Below are 16,349 nucleotides of genomic sequence, written 5' to 3'. Positions count from 1 at the left end.
AGGAGCCCCATGACCTCAAGAACTCCGGCCCCGCCCGCCCCGCAGGTGGCCGCCGCATCCGCCCGGGACACCGCCCGCCGGGCCCGCGGCGCCCAACTCACCCGGGCCGCACAGTGGTTCGCCGGGATCGCGGGAGACCCGTACGGGCTGGTCCTGCGCGCCGGGACCGACGGTCCGGAGGCCTTCGAAGAGCGGGTCCGGGCCCTCGGCCCGCTGTACCACAGCGAGCTGCTCGACACCTGGGTGACGGCCGACCACGCCGTCGCCCGGCAGGTCCTGGAGGGTCCCGCCTTCGACGGGGCCCCGGCCGACGGCGACGACCCGGCCGGCGACCTGCTCCCGTACCGCAGCACCGCCTTGGCCCTCGACCGGGCGGCCGCCGCCCGGCTGGCCGCGCTCACCGCCTTCGGCGGCCCGCTGCTGCACGTCCCGGACGAGGCGTGCGCCGAGGAGCAGGCCGCGGCGCACGCCCGTACGCTCCTGGCCGGGCTCGGCCCGCGCTTCGACCTCGCCGAGGACTTCGCCCGCCCCCTCATGGGCCCCGTGCTCGCCGGACAGCTCGGCCTGCCCGACCACGCGCACGCGGAGTTCGCCCGCCTCCTGCCCGGCTGCCGCCACGCCCTGGACGGCCTGCTCTGCCCCCAGACCCACGCCACCGCGCGGGCCGCCGAAGCCGCCGAGCAGGCGATGGGCGCCCTGCTCGCGCGCGCCTTCGACGGGGCCGGCACCGATGCGGTGCGGGCCCGTCTGGTGGTGGCCGTCAGCGCCGCCGAGGCCACCGCGGTCCTCATCGTCAACGCCGTCCGCGCACTGCTCGGGGAGCCGGGCGCCTGGCAGCGGCTCGCGGCCGGTCCCGCAGCGGCCCGGGCGGCCGTCGCACGCACGCTGCGCGACGCGCCGCCCGTACGGCTGGAGACCCGCGTGGCCCGCACCGGCGTCACCCTCGCCGGCACCCCGCTCCCGGCCGGGGCGCGGGTGACCGTCCTCGTCGCCGCCGCGGACCGCGACCCGCGGGCACCCGAGGACGCCGGGCCCCTCGGCCTGCCCGGCGACCTGCACTTCGGGCTGTCCGCCCACCTCGTCGCGGCGAACGCCCGCGCCGCGCTGCGCGTCCTCGCCGAGACCCTGCCGGACCTGCGCACCGCCGGAGAGCCGGTGACCCGCCCGCGCTCACCGGTGCTGCGGGCCCCCGCCCGCTTCCCGGTCGCCACGGCCGGCTGAACCGGCCCGACCGCCCGCCCACCGTCACGAGGGCCCCGAGGGGGAGACGACGTCATGCGCGTCCTGATCACGTGCTTCGCGCACAACACCCACTACTACAACCTGGTGCCGCTCGCCTGGGCGCTGCGCGCCGCGGGCCACGAGGTCCGGGTCGCCAGCCAGCCCGCGCTCACCGAGGTGATCAACGGCTCCGGGCTGACCGCCGTACCCGTCGGCGATCTGGACTCCATCGTCGAGCTGATGACCCGGATCGGCGGCGACCCCACCCCCTACCAGCAGGGTCTGGACTTCGCGCAGACCCGCCGCGGCCCGCTCGGCTGGGAACACGCCCTTGGGCGGCAGACCATGATGACGGCCATGTCGTTCGCGCCGCTCAACGGCGACACGACCATCGACGACCTGGTGGCCTTCGCCCGCGCCTGGCGGCCCGACCTGGTGCTGTGGGAGCCGTTCACCTACGCCGGACCCATCGCCGCGCACGTCGTCGGCGCCGCCCACGCCCGGCTCCTGTGGGGCCCCGACGTCATCCTCTCCGCCCGGCGCCAGTTCCTCGAACTGCTCGCCCTCCAGCCCGGGGAACGGCGCGAGGACCCGATGGCCGAATGGCTGACCTGGACCCTGGAGCGGCACGGAGTCACCCCCGACGCCGCCGCGATCGAGGAGGTCATCGGCGGCCACGCGACCATCGACCCGGCCCCCGCGAGCCTGCGCGTGCCGGTACCGGGCGAAGTGCTGCCGATGCGTTTCGTCCCGTACAACGGCCCCTCCGTGGTCCCCGACTGGCTGCACGCGCCGCCCGCCCGGCGCCGCGTGTGCATCACCCTCGGCGTCTCCGCGCGCGAGACGTACGGCCGCGACGCCGTCCCGTTCGAGGAACTGCTGCACGCGCTGGGCGACGTGGACGCCGAGATCGTCGCCACCCTCGACGCGAGCCAGCTGCGGGACCGCGAGGGCCTGCCCGCCAACATCCGGGCCGTCGACTTCGTGCCCATGGACGTGCTCCTGCCGACCTGCGACGCGATCGTCCACCACGGCGGCGCGGGCACCGGCTACACCGCGACCCTGCACGGCGTGCCGCAGATCATCGTCGGCTCGCTGTGGGACGCCCCGCTCAAGGCCGAACTCCACGCCGAGCAGGGCGCCGGCATCGACCTGCCGCCCGAGAAGCTGGACGCGGCCTCGCTGCGGGAGGCGGTCGTACGCGCCCTCACCGACCCCTCGCTCGCCGAGGGAGCCCGCCGCCTGCGCGAGGAGACGCTCGCCGCCCCGTCCCCCGCAGTCCTCGTCCCCGCCCTGGAACGCCTGGCGGCGCGCCACGGCCACACCCCCCACCCCAGCCAAGGAGACCCGAAGTGACCACCACCGACCTGCGCCCGGACCAGGGCTACACGGGCGGCATCGCCCGTCTCTACGACCTCGTCCACCAGGGCAAGGGCAAGGACTACGCCCGCGAGGCCGCCGACCTCGCGGCCCTGGTCACCGCCAAGGTGCCCGGCGCCCGCAGCCTCCTCGACGTGGCCTGCGGCACCGGCCTCCACCTGGAGCACCTGAGCGCCGCCTTCGACACCGTCGAAGGCCTGGAACTCTCGCCCGACATGCGGGAGATCGCACAGCGCCGCAACCCGGCCGCGACCGTCCACGGCGGCGACATGCGCGACTTCGCGCTGGACCGCACGTACTCCGCCGTCACCTGCATGTTCAGCTCCATCGGCCACATGCGCGACGAGGACGAACTCGACGCGGCGCTCGCCCGCTTCGCCGCGCACCTCGACCCCGCCGGCGGGGTCGTCGTGGTCGAACCGTGGTGGTTCCCGCAGACCTTCACCCCCGGATTCGTGGGCGCGTCCATCGTCGAGGCGGAGGGCAAGACCATCTCCCGGGTCTCGCACTCCCGGCTGGAGGGCGACGCCACGCACATCGACGTCCACTACCTCGTCGCCGAGCCGGGCCGGGACATCACGCACCTGTCCGAAAGCCACCTGATCACCCTCTTCGAGCGCACCGCCTACGAGCGGGCCTTCGAGCGGGCCGGTCTGGCCGTGGAGTTCCAGGAGGGCGGCCCGTCCGGCCGGGGCCTCTTCGTCGGCCTGCGCACCTGACAAGGCCCGCGCCCCCGCCACGGCTTGCCCCGTACACGGCCCGCCCTGCCCTGCGCGGCCCGCGCCCGCCCTGCGCGGCCCGCGGCCGGCCGGGGCGGCCCGGCGTCCCGGGTCGCGATCCGGCGGGAACCCGGGCCACGAACGCCCGGGCCCCGGTCGAGGACCGCTCGGGTCCCGCCGGAGGATCCGGGCCGCCGCGAGCGTCCCACGGGAGCCGGTGCCCCGTGGGGCGCGGTCCCGCACCGGCGCCCCGGCAGCCACACCGGCCCGCCCGGAACCCGGGACAGGTCCGGTCCAAGGTGGTGCGGCCACTGCCCGGCCCCCCGGCCCGCCCCGCCCGTGGTGACCGGGCCACCACCCCTTGCCCACCCCGCCGGGACGCCCCCCGGTCCGGTTGACGCTCGTTCAAGACGGAAGTTACGTTCCCGGCATCTGAGGTTCCGTCCTATTTGACCGTTGGGGGCAGCGATGACGGGGGAGTCGGCGACCCTCCTGAGCCACACAGAAGAGGACGTACTGCGCGTCCTGGAACTCCTCGCGAGCGAGGCACCCGCCCGCTCCTACGACGAACTCGTCGCCCGGGCCCGCAGATCCGGCGACACCCCCCGGGCCGAACGGCTGGAGCGCGCCAGGAGCCTGGCCCTGGAAGTCAGCGGGCTCTTCGAACGCCGCAGCCGCCGCGAGGCCGACCTGGCCTCCCTCGTGGACGCCGCCCGCGACCTCACCCGGCCCGGCGGCCTCGACGCGACCCTGCGCCTGATCACCCGCCGCGCCCGGCTCATGATGAACACGGACCTCGCCTGCACCGTCCTGCTGGACGAGGACACCGGCGACGCCGTCGTCAGCACCGCCGACGGCGCGGTCAGCGCCCTCACCGTCGGCTACCGCGTGCGCGGCGCCGCCCTGCCCGCCGGGGCCCCCGGGGAACAGCCCGCCCCCTTCTGGACCGCCGACCACCTCGGCGACGACCCGCCCACCCCGGCCGCCGCGCTCGACGAGGTCCTGCAAGCGGAGTCCCTGCACGCCGTGCTCGGCGTGCCGCTGCGCGCCGACGACCGCCACCTGGGACACCTGTACGTGGCCGCCCGCGGGATCCGGCACTTCACGCCCGAGGAGGTCGCGCTGATGTGCTCGCTCGCGGACCTCGCCGCCGTCGCCATCGGGACTGCCCGGCACCTGGAGGACGTCCACACCGCCAACACCGAACTGGAGGAGTCGGGGGCCCGCGTGCGCGCCTCGCTCAGTGACGCCCTGCGCGCCAACACCGTCCAGGACGAGCTGGTCCGGCTCGTCCTGGACGGCGCCGGCCTGGACGAACTCCTCGCCCGCGCCGCCACCGAGCTCGGCGGCAGCCTCGCCGTACAGGGGCAGGGCGGCGAGCGTCTCGCCGAACGCGGCCGCACGCCCCGCCCCGACCCCGGGGAACTGGCCCGGGTACGCCTCGACGCCGCCGCCACCGGCATCGCCTGCCCCCTGTCCAACGGCACCTGGGTGCTGCCGCTGTCCGTGCGCTCCGAAGACGTCGGCTGCCTCCTGTTCCACCCCGAGGACGCCACCGCCGCGCCCGGCGAACAGATCCTGCTGGCCTACGCCCGCACGGTCTGCCTGCTCCTGGTCATGCAGCGCTCCACCGCCGTCGAAGGGCAGGTGCGCGACGAACTGCTGGCCGACCTGACCACCTGGGACGGCCCCCCGGACCGCGTCGTGGAACGGGCCGGCCGGTTCGCCGCCGAACTGCACCGCCCGTACGTGGTCGTCGTCGCCCACGCCCGTACCGGGGCCGCCGAACTCGTCGAGAGCTGGGCCACCGCCTACGCACGCCGCCACCGCGGGATGAAGACCGTCCAGGGCGACCGGCTCGTCCTGCTGCTGCCCGGCGAGGACGCCGTCGCCCGCGCCCGCGAGGTCCGCGCCGAACTGGCCGGCGCGACCGGCGCCCAGGTCACCGCCGGTTCCTGCGGGCCCACCCGGGGCGCCGACGGCGTCCATCCCGCCTACCGGGAAGCCGTGCGCTGCCTGGAGGCCCTCACCGCCCTCGGCGGAGCCGGCCGCTCCGCCGCCGCCGCCGAACTCGGCTTCCTCGGCATGCTGCTCGCCGAGGAAAACGATGTCACGGGCTTCGTCGAGCGGACCCTGGGGCCGCTGCTCGACCACGACGCGGAACGGTTCGGGAACCTCGTGGAGACCCTGCAGGGCTGGTTCATGGCCGCCGGCAGCCCCACCCGCGCCGCCGAGCTGCTCTACGTACACCCCAACACGGTCTCGCGCCGCCTGGAGCGCATCACCCAGCTGCTCGGCCGGGACTGGCAACACCCCGACCGGGCACTGGAACTTCAGCTCGCCCTGCGACTGCGACGGGCCCGAACCTCCCTCGACCCCGAGCCCGCCGGCCCCCCGTCACCATAGGGACCGCGGTCACCGCGGCGGCGCCCCGGTGGGCGCCCGAGGCCAGCATCCGCTCGGCGTGGGCCAGCGACACGAGCGTGGCGTGCCGGTGCCAGCCGTGGTACGAGCGTCCCTCGAAGTCCAGCGCGCCCACGGCCAGCCCGGTGCGGCGGAAGTCGGCGTCGGCGCGCCCGATCAGCCTGCCCAGCCCCAGCAGCGTCCCGCGGCCCGCCCCCGTCATGTTCGTCAGCCACAGCTCCGACACCTCGCGGCTGTCCGGCGACCACACCCCGACGAGCGTGAGCGGCGCCGACGTCCCCGGCCCGCCCGGCAGCCGCACCGGGAGCAGCGCCACCATCGACGTCCGCGGCAGCCCGGGGCCGGCCGGGTCGAACCACTCCACGGGCCGCCGCTGGGAGCGGGCCAGCTCCGCGAGCAGGGTCGCCGACCCGGCCGCGACCCGGCTCCGTCCCGCCGACAGGTTCGGGGCGAGCAGTCCCGTACCGCCGCCGATCCGCAGCAGGAAGGACAGCCCGGCCCCCGAGAAGGCCTCCACCTGCGCGGGCAGCGCCTCCTCCCGGGCGTCGGCCACCACGGGCACCGCCGACGCACCCCACGCGGCCGTCTCCAGGACCATGTCCACGGCCGGCGCCCGCGCCGCACCCTCGTCCACGGAGTCGGGTATCGCCGCCCGCTGACGCCTCTCCGCGTCGTCGAGCCAGTCGCCGCTCAGCGACAGCCGCCAGTTCACCGGCACCGCCGCCGCGCCCGAGGCCAGCCACAGCCCGTACCCGTGCTGGCTGTTGACGACCTGCCCCAGCTGCGGCACGAACCTGCGGCCCACGCCCACCGAATGCCGGCCCGTCTTCGGGATCACCAGCGGCCGCACCACCCATGCCCGGGGCGCCAGCAGCCGGTCCAGGGCGCAGGCCAGGCGGGCGCGCAGCGGCGACCAGTCCCAGGTCGAGCAGCTGATGAAGTGGTGCAGGCTCTGCTCCGCGGCCCGCTCGTCGGTGCTCGCGGCCAGGTTGCGCATCGTCTTGCGGCCGGGCGCGGTCAGCAGCCCGTCCACGTACAGCTCGCCCTTGTGCCGCTGGTCCCGGCGGCGCAGCGAACCCAGTACGGACGCGCGCAGCGCCCGGGCCTCGGCGGCAGGATCACGCGGCAGGGCTTCGGCTTCCTCCGCCGGGCGGATGGCCCTCATGACGCTCCTCGGGGTCGGCGCCCCGAAACGCGCTGGCCGGGGGCGGTTCACTGGATCCCCTCCACCGTCCCCGCACCGGCCGGCACCGGCCAGGTCGGCCGGAAACACACTTCCCGCCCACCGGCCGCCACCGCCCCGGCCGGGCCCGGGGCCGCCGCCGCACCGCCCCGGGGTGGTGGCCGGGCCACCACCTCCCGCCCCCGCCGGGGCGTTCCGGGCCCGTTCCGGGTGCTGCGAGGGCCTGCCCGGCTGCCACCGGAACCCGCGGATCCCCCTTCCCCGCAGGGCAGAGGGCCCCCGCCCGGTCGCGCCGAGAAGAGTGTGGCGGGCCGACCTCGTCCGCGGGACGGATCTCGGGAAGCGTGGAGAGGCGCGTACGTGGCGCCCGTTTTGTCGCTCGACCCTCGCGTGAACCCGGCACGAACCCCGCACGACCCGGCACGAACCCCGCACGACCCGGCACGAACTCAGCACGACCCGGCACGACCCGCACCGACCCGGCACGACCTCCAGGAGAGACGCATGCTGTCCCGCAGGCCACAGGGGCGAATACCCCGCCTCCGCACCAGATTCCGGACCGGCGGGCGCCCCGGCCGCGCCGCGCGCCTGCTCGCCGTCGGCTGCGTACTGCTGTGCACCGGCGGCCTGCTCACCGCCGGGACCTCCGAGGCCGCGACGGCCCCCGCACCCGAAGGCACCGCCCGGGTCCGGGCCCTGGTCGCGCAGATGACCCTGGACGAGAAGCTGTCCTTCGTCCACTGGACGGCCGGCCCCGCCGGCGGCTCCCTCGCCAAGGGCGTCGGCTACCTCCCCGGAGTGCCGCGCCTGGGCGTCCCCCCGCTCCAGGTCTCCGACGGCCCGACCGGAGTGCGCATCAACGGCGCCCGCTCCACCGCCCTGCCCACCCCCACGGCGCTCGCCGCCACCTTCGACGACTCCCTCGCCACCGCCTACGGCAAGGTCCTGGGCCACGAGGGCCGGGCGCTCGGCCAGGACGTCGTGCTCGGCCCGATGGTCAACACCATCCGGGTGCCGCACGGCGGCCGCAACTTCGAGACGTTCAGCGAGGACCCGCTCGTCACCGCCCGCACCGCCGCCGCCCAGATCAAGGGCACCCAGAGCCAGGGCCTGATGGCCACGGTCAAACACTTCGCGGGCAACAACCAGGAGAGCGACCGCTTCACCGTCGACGCCTCCATCGACGAGCAGACCCTCCAGGAGATCGAACTCCCCGGCTTCCACAGCGCCGTCGACGCCGGCGCCGCCGCCGTCATGTGCTCCTACAACGGCGTCAACGGAACCCACTCCTGCGGCAACGACCAGCTGCTCCAGAAGGTCCTGCGCGAACAGTGGGGCTTCCGCGGCTGGGTGATGTCCGACTGGCTCGCCACCCACGCCACCGCCGACATCACCAAGGGCCTCGACCAGGAACTCGGCCTGGAGATGGGCAAGCCCACCGACCCCGTCCCCGACTCCAAGTACTTCGGTGCCTCCCTGCGCACCGCGCTGCGCGAGGGCGCCGTCCCCGAAGCCACCCTCGACCGCTCCGTCACCCGCATCGTCACCCAGATGGAACGCTTCGGCCTCCTCGACACTCCCGCCCCCCAGCGTCCCGTACGCGACGCCCAGGCCGGCCGGGACACCGCCCGCCGCATCGCCGAGAACGGCGCCGTGCTGCTGCGCAACACCACCACTGCGGGCCGCCCCGCCCTGCCGCTGACCGGGGCCGCCGGGGCCGACGTCGCCGTCATCGGCGACAGCGCCCTGCGCCCCAAGGTCTCCGGCCTCGGCAGCGCCCACGTCGTGCCCGACGCGGCCCAGGTCCCGCTGGACGCCCTGCGCGAACGCGCCGGCTCCGGGGCCTCCGTACGGTACGAACCGGGCATCGACCGGCTCGGCACCCCGCTGCCCGCCGAGAACCTCAGCCCCGCCTTCACCAACGGACAGCAGCTCGCGGCCGGAGGCGACCGCGCCTTCTACGACGGCACCCTGACCGTCCCCGCCGACGGCGACTACCGCCTGGGCCTGCGCGTCGACGGCGGCCTGGCCGTCCTGCAGATCGAAGGCCAGGACCCCGTCTACGCCGCCGACTCGTTCAGCGAGACCACCAGCGTCGTCCTGCGGCTCACCCGGGGCACGCACAAGCTCTCCATGAGCGGCTGGGCCTGGCCCGACCGCCCGCTGTCCGTCGACCTCACCTGGGTCACCCCCGAGCAGGCCGCCCGCGACATCCAGCGCGCCGTCACCGCCGCCTCCCACGCGAAGACCGCCGTCGTCTTCGCCCAGGACGAGGGCTCCGAGGGCTACGACCGGCCCTCCCTCTCGCTGCCCGACGGGCAGGACGCGCTGATCTCCGCCGTCGCCAAGGCCAACCCGAACACCGTCGTCGTCCTCAACACCGGCTCCTCGGTGCTGATGCCGTGGCTCTCCTCCACCGCCGCCGTCCTCGACATGTGGTACCCCGGCCAGGAAGGCGCCCGGGCCACCGCCGCCCTGCTGTACGGGGACGCCAACCCCAGCGGCAAGCTCACCCAGACCTTCCCGGCCGCCGAGGACGCCCAGCCGATGGCCGGGAACCCCAAGCGCTTCCCCGGAGTCGACGGCAAGCAGGAGTACAGCGAAGGCATCCACGTCGGCTACCGCTGGTACGACCAGCAGGGCGTCACCCCGCTGTTCCCCTTCGGCCACGGCCTGTCCTACACCACCTTCGACTACCGCGACCTCGCCGTGGAACGCACCGCCACCGGCGCCGCCGTCCGCGTGAGCGTGCGCAACAGCGGCCCCGTCGCCGGCAAGGAAGCCGTCCAGGTCTACCTCGGCCCCAGCGGCCTCGTCACCGCCCCACAGGCCGTCAAGAAACTGGCCGGCTACACGAAGGTCGCCCTGGAACCCGGCGAGGAGAAGCGCGTCACCGTCCCCGTCGACGCGCGCCAGCTCCAGTACTGGAACACCCAGCGGCACGCCTGGCAGAACGCGCCCGGCCCCCGCGCGGTCTCCGTCGGCTCCTCCTCGGCGGACATCCGCCTCACCGGCCGCCTCACCCAGTGACCCACCACCCACCCCCCTCTGAGAGGAAGCGCATGACCGCAACAGAGCAGCCCAGGACCACCGGGAACCCGATCGGGACCGCCGCCGCGATCAACGCCGGTGAGGACACCGGGCTGCGCCACGTCGCCGCCCTGTCCACGGAACTGCGGGACGTCGTCGAGGTCGAGCAGCGCCAGGTCCGCCTGGAGCGGGTGGTGCTGGTCGGCGTGTGGACCTCCGGCACGGTCGCGGAGGCCGAGAGCTCGCTGGCCGAGCTCGCCGCACTCGCCGAGACCGCCGGGGCCCTGGTGCTCGACGGTGTGATCCAGCGCCGCGACAAGCCCGACCCGGCGACGTACATCGGCTCGGGCAAGGCGAAGGAGCTGCGCGACATCGTCGCCGAGAGCGGCGCCGACACGGTCGTGTGCGACGGCGAGCTGAGCCCGGCCCAGCTCGTGCGGCTGGAGGAGTTCGTCAAGGTCAAGGTCGTGGACCGGACCGCCCTGATCCTCGACATCTTCGCCCAGCGCGCCACCTCCCGCGAGGGCAAGGCCCAGGTCGCGCTCGCGCAGATGCAGTACATGCTGCCGCGGCTGCGCGGCTGGGGCGCCTCGCTGTCCCGGCAGATGGGCGGCGGCGGAGCGGGCGGTGGCGGCATGGCCACCCGCGGCCCCGGCGAGACCAAGATCGAGACGGACCGGCGCCGGCTGCGCGACAAGATGGCCAGGATGCGGCGCGAGATCGACGAGATGAAGACCGCCCGCGACCTCAAGCGCCAGGAGCGCCGCCGCAACAAGGTCCCGTCGGTGGCCATCGCCGGCTACACCAACGCGGGCAAGTCCTCGCTGCTCAACCGCCTCACCGGGGCCGAAGTACACGTACAGAACGCCCTGTTCGCCACGCTGGACCCCACGGTGCGCCGCTGCGAGACCCCGGCCGGACGGGCCTACACCCTCGCCGACACGGTCGGCTTCGTGCGGCACCTGCCGCACCAGCTCGTCGACGCGTTCCGCTCCACCCTGGAGGAGGTCGCCGAGGCGGACCTCATCCTGCACGTCGTGGACGGCTCCCACCCGGATCCCGAGTCCCAGATCGAGGCCGTGCGCGCCGTCGTCGGCGAGGTCGGCGGCGCGGGCGTGCCCGAGGTCATCGTGGTCAACAAGACCGACGCCGCGAGCCCCGAGGCCCTGGAGCGGCTGCTGGCGGCCGAGCCGGGGGCGGTGGCCGTCTCCGCCCGCACCGGGGAGGGCATCCCCGCGCTGCTGGCCCGCATCGAGGCGGAACTGCCCCGCCCCGAGACGCAGGTGGAGGTGGTCATCCCGTACACCGAGGGCCACCTGGTCGCACGGATCCACGCGGACGGCGAGATCCTCGCCGAGAGCCACGGCGAGACCGGCACCCACCTGCGCGCCAACGTGGACGCCGCCCTGGCCGCGGAGCTCGCGGACTACGTGGCCTGAGCGCCCCGATGACTCCCCGTATTCGCCGGGGAAATCGGCCCGGAGGCCGGTTTCCCCGGAGGCGGACGGGGCGCCGGCCGAAAGGGCCGGAGCAAGACCCGGGCGGGTGGCGCAATTCTTTCCCCCAGCGGGAAAAGAGGTTCGCCGCACATCCGCTCGGGTGTCAGACTAAAGCAGCTCTGGAATTGCTCAGGAGGTAACGCATGACTGATACGCCGGAAAACAACGCCGCCGAGAACGACGGCAAGCGCAAGTTCCGCGAGGCTCTGGAGCGCAAGGCACGCACCGCCATGTCGCAGCAGGCCCAGCACGAGGGCCGGCTGAAGCTCAAGGGGTACAACGGACCCAACGGTCAGAACCGCAGCTTCCGCCGCAAGTCCGGCTGAGAGCAGCCCGGGACACCGCCCGGCACACCGCCCGGCGAACCCGAAGGGGCTGCCGCGATCCGATTCCCTTCCCGGATCGCGGCAGCCCCTTCTTCGCGTTGCGCCGCAGCACTTCGTATTGCACTGGAGAACCGCTCGAATGCCGCCGTAGTACCGCTTGAGCCGGTCTCCCGCACTCTCGGGCCGTGGTCGTCATCCGGACTTTCCCGTCCCTTGCCGGTACTGCCGTAAAACGCCGTGGGCAAAACCGTTCCCTCGGTTTCCTCTGGCCAGGACCCTGTCCGGCCGTCCCGGTGCCGCGCGTGCCGCCCCGCCCGCGTTACAGAACGTAAGTGGTCTCGTTGCGCCCCAGCAGATAGCCGAGCTGTAATCGGTTGAGCGCTCCCAGTTCCTGCTTGATGGCCGCGATGTGTGCCTGGAGGGAGCGTTCGCTGATGCCGATCCGGCGGGCGATCGCCTTGTCCGAATAACCTTCCACGAGCAGTCTGCTGATGGACTCCCGGATGGCCGGGACCACCTCGTCGGCCGCCTTCGCCGCGTGCAGCGGAACGAACGGAAAGGGCTTGGCCCGGTCCCAGGCCTTGTCGAAAGTGTCGCGCAGGAAACGGATGATGGTGGGTTCGGTGATGGATATCGCGGTCGTGCGTTCCTCGTTCGCCGAGATGAAGGCGACGTCGTCCACGATGATGAGCCGGTCGAAGAATTCCTCCAGGGTCCGCACTTGGGCCCCGTATTCGGTGACCGTGCGCACGTAGTCCTTCGTCGCCTCGTCAAAACGCGTGGTGTGCTGGTACAGCGTCCGCATGGATATGCCGGCCGCGATGTGCCGGCGTACGGATTCCAGTGCTTCCTTCAATACCGCGCTCGGCCGGGCCCCGTCCGGCTGGGCGGTCAGGATTTCCCTGCGCACCGCGCCGAGCGCCTCGTTGATCGCGGTGGAGATGCTGCCCAGACCGTGCAGGTAGCGCACTCCGGGGCCCACGACCTGCTCCTCCGGGCCGGCCTCGATCTCCGGCAGTGCCTCCGCGCGCGTGGCCTGCTGTGCGGCTTCCTCCGCCAGCAGGCCGAGGTGCGTTGCGAGTTCTCGCAAGAATGCCTGCGGTTCCTCCCCCGCGGGCGCACGAGGCTCCTCCGATGCTCCGTTCTGTCCTGATTCGACGTATTTCACCACGTCCACAGGCCACCCCTGTCTGTCCGATGTGCGGGTGTCTGGGGTGATTGAGACCCCGTAGGTTCCCGCAATGCGGAAACAGGAGCCATCGTAGGTCTACCTCGGGATCTCCCGGCAGAGGAGATTTGGTCTCACCGCAGGAACGAACACCGAGAAGGCGAACGGCGGAGCACCGCAGCCGCACACCGGATTCGGACTTCCGTTTCTCGAATGGCCAAGGCGAAAACGACCGAGGGGACTGGGGAAAATGACGAAGAACCAGAGGGTTGCTCGTGGGGACGTCCGCGTTTCCGGAATCCGCGGACGAGTGGTTCTGGCCGCCGCCGGACTCGCCTTCGCGCTGGGTACCGCGGTCACCGGCATCGCCCAGGGCGCCCTGTCCGACGGATCCGGCACCCACCTGCGCCTCGGCGATGTCGGCTGGAACCACACGGACCCCCACGTCCTCGCGGACGGCGCCGGTGACGTCGGCTGGAACAACCCGCAGCCCGGTACCACCCCCGCCCCCCAGCCGCTCAACCCGGCCGACGTTGGCTGGAACTGACCGACCGCCACCACCCGTCCTGCACTTCTTCCCCTCCCGCCCCCGCCCGACCGGCAAAGGAATGGCTGATCTTCGTGGCTGCGTCCCCCTGGTTCCTGACCTCCGAGACCGCCCCCGGCGCCGACCCCAGCGATACCGGTACCGACGACCGCACCCGCGTCTACTGCTTCCCGCACGCCGGCGGCAACCCCCGCACCTTCCTGGACTGGCAGGACGGCATGGGCGACGACGCCCGCGTCCTCGCCGTGTGCCCGCCGGGCAGGGGCCACCGCTTCCGCGAGCCCGCCCCCGCCACCGTCGCGGAACTCGCCGACGGCGCCGCCCACGCCATCGCCCTCGACACGGCCCCCGGCCGGCCCTTCGTCCTCTTCGGCCACAGCTTCGGCGCGGCCCTCGCCTTCGAGGTCGCCCGCCGCCTCGACGGAGTGCCCGGCCTCGCCGCCCTCGTCGCCTCCGGCTGCTCCGCCCCCTCCCTGCTGCCCACCCCCCGCGTGGTCGAGGCGGCACGGCTGGAGGGCCGCCGGTTCACCGAGGCCGTCGGCTTCTTCGGAGGGCTGCCGCCCGAGGTGCTCCAGGACGAAGCCGTGCAGGAACTCCTCCTGCCCCACCTCAAGGCCGACTTCACGATGGTCGCCGCGTACGAGTACCGCCCCGCCGCGCCGCTGCGCGTGCCGCTGACCCTGCTCAACGGCATCGACGACCCGCACGTCACCACCGCCTCCCTCGCGCCCTGGGCCCGCGAATGCCCGGGGGAGCCGGCCCGCCACTGGGCCGACGGGGGCCACTTCTACTTCGAGGACCGGCCCCACACCGTCACCGACGTACTGCGCCCGCTGGCCCGCGCCGCCCGCCACGAGGCCGTGGCGCCCGCCCGCGATGAGTACGTTGAGCTGATCTGACCGCCGGCCGACGCACGCACCAGCGAGGACACCGTGAACCACAGCACCGCCGCCCAGCAGCCCGCCGCCCAGCAGCCCACCGCCCCGCACGCCCGGTCCCAGTACGGCCGCGCCGTCGCCTTCCGCGACCTGCACGCCGGACCCGGCCCCTTCGTCGTCCCCAACCCCTGGGACGCCGGAACCGCCCGCATCCTCGCCTCCTTCGGCTTCGCCGCCCTCGCCACCACCGGCGCCGGACTCGCCCACAGCCTCGGCCGCCCCGACGGGGCCAACCAGGTCACCCGCGCCGAACTCCTCGCCAACGCCGCCGCGATCGTCGACGCCACGGGCCTGCCCGTCACCGCCGACCTGGAGAGCGGTTTCGGCGAGCGCCCCGAGGACATCGCCGAGACCATCGCCCTGGCCGCCGCCGCCGGCCTGGTCGGCGGCTCCATCGAGGACTCCACCGGCCGGGACGAGGACCCCGTACGCCCCCTCGGCGAAGCGGTGGAGCGCGTCGAAGCGGCCGTCGAAGCGGCGAAGCGGCTCGACTTCCCCTTCACCGTCACCGCCCGCGCCGAGAACTTCTTCCAGGGCCGGCCCGACCTCGAAGACACCATCCGCCGCCTCCAGGCCTACGAGGCCGCCGGCGCCGACGTGCTCTACGCCCCCGCCCTGCCCGACGCCGCCGCCATCCGCGCCGTCTGCTCCTCCGTCTCCCGCCCCGTCAACGTCCTGATGGGCGGGGCGCTGCCGCTGTCCGTCGCCGACCTCGCGGCCCTCGGCGTACGCCGGATCAGCACCGGCTCCGCCCTGTCCCGCGCCGCGCTCGGCGCCCTGACCCGCGCCGCCCGCGAGATCAGCGAGCACGGCACCTTCGGCTTCGGCGCCGACGCACTCCCGTACGCCGAGGCCAACGCCCTGCTGGCCGCCCCCGCCCCGACCGCCCCGTCCGACGACCGAGAGAGCGATCCGGCACCGTGAGCCTTCCTTCCGCAGCCATACCCGCGGTCCTCCCGCCCGCGCACCTGCCCGCGGTCCACCTGTCCGCGCCGCGCTACGTGCTCGGCGAACAGGTGGCCGACCACACGAGCATCGGCAACCTGACCGAACGGGCCCGCCAGTTCAAGATGGCGCCACGGGCCGAACTGTGGGGCTGGGGCAGCATCCGCAGGACCGCCAAGAGCCTGGAGGCCCTCGCCGTCGAGAGCGCCCGCGCGACCGTAGGGGCCGCGGGCGCCGACCCGGCCGGCATCGACTGCCTGATCCTGTGCTCCACCCGCTTCCCCGGCGGCCCGCGCACCCACGGCGGCTTCGTGGAGAAGGTGATGAGCGGCATCGGCCTGGTCGACGCCGCCGTCACCGGCCTCACCCTGAACCGCTGCACCAACCTCCTGACGGGCATCCGCACCGCCCACGCCCTCGTCGCCGCCGGAACCCACCGCCGGGTCCTGGTCGTCACCACCGACCGGGTCACCGACGAGTCCGTCCGCATGGAGAACTTCGCCCTGTTCAGCGACGGTTCCGCCGCCTGCCTCATCTCCGCCGAACCCCTCGGCGCCGACGCCTACGAGATCATCGCCGGCGCCACCGCCCAGGACCCCGCCTCCCTCGACTGGTCCCACGAGATCAGCTCCGAGCTGGCCCGCACCGTCAACCGGCGCATCCTCGACGCCGCCGGGATGAAGCTCGACGAGATCGACGGCCTGCTGCACCCCAACCTCTTCAAGCCGCTGATCGCCCTCAAGGAACGCCAGGCCGGCTTCACCCGGCAGCAGCTCCACCTCGACAACATCACCCGCTTCGGCCACTGCTTCGCCGCCGACCCGCTGATCAACCTCGTGGACCGCGCCGCCGCCGGAGCGCTGCGCCCCGGCGGCCACTACCTGCTGGCCTCCAGCGTCCCCGGCTCCCGCGTCGCCGTCCTGCTGCGCAAGTCCGCGCCCGCCACCCCGGACCGGGGGGAGAACTGAA

General features: G+C 74.1%; 12 protein-coding genes and 1 pseudogene. 11 read left to right on the top strand and 2 right to left on the bottom strand.

Annotated features, from left to right (window positions below; all coding sequences use genetic code 11):
- Positions 1–9 precede the first annotated feature (9 nt).
- The 4 genes and pseudogenes from OG861_RS32905 to OG861_RS32890 form a co-directional block, all read left to right on the top strand.
- Complete coding sequence (locus OG861_RS32905) at positions 10–1,221, top strand: cytochrome P450 family protein (protein ID WP_329203128.1); 1,212 nt, start codon at positions 10–12, stop codon at positions 1,219–1,221.
- A 54-nt stretch (positions 1,222–1,275) separates the two neighbouring features.
- Entirely contained in the window at positions 1,276–2,577 is a 1,302-nt protein-coding gene (locus tag OG861_RS32900; protein ID WP_329203130.1) for an activator-dependent family glycosyltransferase, read from the top strand.
- A complete protein-coding gene (locus tag OG861_RS32895; RefSeq protein WP_329203132.1) occupies positions 2,574–3,320 on the top strand; it encodes a class I SAM-dependent methyltransferase in 747 nt (248 codons plus the stop codon). Before OG861_RS32900 ends, OG861_RS32895 begins: the two co-directional genes overlap by 4 nt.
- 468 nt (positions 3,321–3,788) lie before the next feature.
- Positions 3,789–5,612: pseudogene (locus OG861_RS32890) on the top strand (GAF domain-containing protein); the annotation flags it as partial.
- On the opposite strand, the gene OG861_RS34415 reads toward OG861_RS32890, so the two are convergent.
- On the bottom strand, positions 5,602–6,909 hold the full coding sequence (locus OG861_RS34415) for an IS701 family transposase (protein ID WP_443056819.1): 1,308 nt from the start codon (positions 6,907–6,909) through the stop codon (positions 5,602–5,604). The pseudogene OG861_RS32890 and the gene OG861_RS34415 overlap by 11 nt on opposite strands.
- Before the next feature lie 522 nt (positions 6,910–7,431).
- Here OG861_RS34415 and OG861_RS32880 point away from each other — a divergent pair.
- The 3 genes from OG861_RS32880 (at position 7,432) to OG861_RS32870 (ending at position 11,782) form a co-directional block, all read left to right on the top strand.
- Positions 7,432–9,957: a beta-glucosidase family protein gene (locus OG861_RS32880; protein ID WP_329203136.1), complete on the top strand. Its 2,526-nt coding sequence runs from the start codon at positions 7,432–7,434 to the stop codon at positions 9,955–9,957.
- 32 nt (positions 9,958–9,989) lie between these two features.
- Positions 9,990–11,396 carry a GTPase HflX gene (hflX, locus tag OG861_RS32875; protein ID WP_329203139.1) on the top strand — a complete coding sequence of 469 codons (1,407 nt, stop codon included), beginning with the start codon at positions 9,990–9,992 and terminating at the stop codon, positions 11,394–11,396.
- Between the two features lie 203 nt (positions 11,397–11,599).
- The gene (locus tag OG861_RS32870; RefSeq protein ID WP_190186761.1) at positions 11,600–11,782 is read left to right on the top strand and encodes a DUF5302 domain-containing protein; all 183 of its coding nucleotides are present in this window, start codon (positions 11,600–11,602) and stop codon (positions 11,780–11,782) included.
- A 319-nt stretch (positions 11,783–12,101) separates the two neighbouring features.
- Here the strand turns inward: OG861_RS32870 and OG861_RS32865 are convergent, their stop codons facing one another.
- Entirely contained in the window at positions 12,102–12,872 is a 771-nt protein-coding gene (locus OG861_RS32865; RefSeq protein WP_329203143.1) for a helix-turn-helix transcriptional regulator, read from the bottom strand.
- A gap of 388 nt (positions 12,873–13,260) precedes the next feature.
- Between OG861_RS32865 and OG861_RS32860 the strand changes: the two genes are divergently transcribed.
- From OG861_RS32860 to OG861_RS32845, 4 genes are all read left to right on the top strand, one after another.
- Positions 13,261–13,497, top strand: a complete 237-nt coding sequence (locus OG861_RS32860) for a hypothetical protein (RefSeq protein WP_329203146.1) — start codon at positions 13,261–13,263, stop codon at positions 13,495–13,497.
- 74 nt (positions 13,498–13,571) lie between these two features.
- Positions 13,572–14,396, top strand: a complete 825-nt coding sequence (locus OG861_RS32855; RefSeq protein ID WP_329203148.1) for a thioesterase II family protein — start codon at positions 13,572–13,574, stop codon at positions 14,394–14,396.
- Between the two features lie 129 nt (positions 14,397–14,525).
- Positions 14,526–15,359: an isocitrate lyase/PEP mutase family protein gene (locus OG861_RS32850; protein WP_329203386.1), complete on the top strand. Its 834-nt coding sequence runs from the start codon at positions 14,526–14,528 to the stop codon at positions 15,357–15,359.
- Positions 15,356–16,348: a 3-oxoacyl-ACP synthase gene (locus OG861_RS32845; RefSeq protein ID WP_329203150.1), complete on the top strand. Its 993-nt coding sequence runs from the start codon at positions 15,356–15,358 to the stop codon at positions 16,346–16,348. Before OG861_RS32850 ends, OG861_RS32845 begins: the two co-directional genes overlap by 4 nt.
- Position 16,349: the final 1 nt, after the last annotated feature.

The organism is Streptomyces sp. NBC_00539 (assembly GCF_036346105.1).
Taxonomy (GTDB): domain Bacteria; phylum Actinomycetota; class Actinomycetes; order Streptomycetales; family Streptomycetaceae; genus Streptomyces.
This window is presented reverse-complemented; position numbering and strand designations above follow the sequence as displayed.

Bases quoted from the DNA above. Each gene is read 5' to 3' on its own strand.
- OG861_RS32880 (WP_329203136.1), top strand. From the start codon at position 7,432: ATGCTGTCCCGCAGGCCACAGGGGCGAATACCCCGCCTCCGCACCAGA.
- hflX (WP_329203139.1), top strand. From the start codon at position 9,990: ATGACCGCAACAGAGCAGCCCAGGACCACCGGGAACCCGATCGGGACC.
- OG861_RS32870 (WP_190186761.1), top strand. From the start codon at position 11,600: ATGACTGATACGCCGGAAAACAACGCCGCCGAGAACGACGGCAAGCGC.
- OG861_RS32900 (WP_329203130.1), top strand. From the start codon at position 1,276: ATGCGCGTCCTGATCACGTGCTTCGCGCACAACACCCACTACTACAAC.
- OG861_RS34415 (WP_443056819.1), bottom strand. From the start codon at position 6,909: ATGAGGGCCATCCGCCCGGCGGAGGAAGCCGAAGCCCTGCCGCGTGAT.
- OG861_RS32905 (WP_329203128.1), top strand. From the start codon at position 10: ATGACCTCAAGAACTCCGGCCCCGCCCGCCCCGCAGGTGGCCGCCGCA.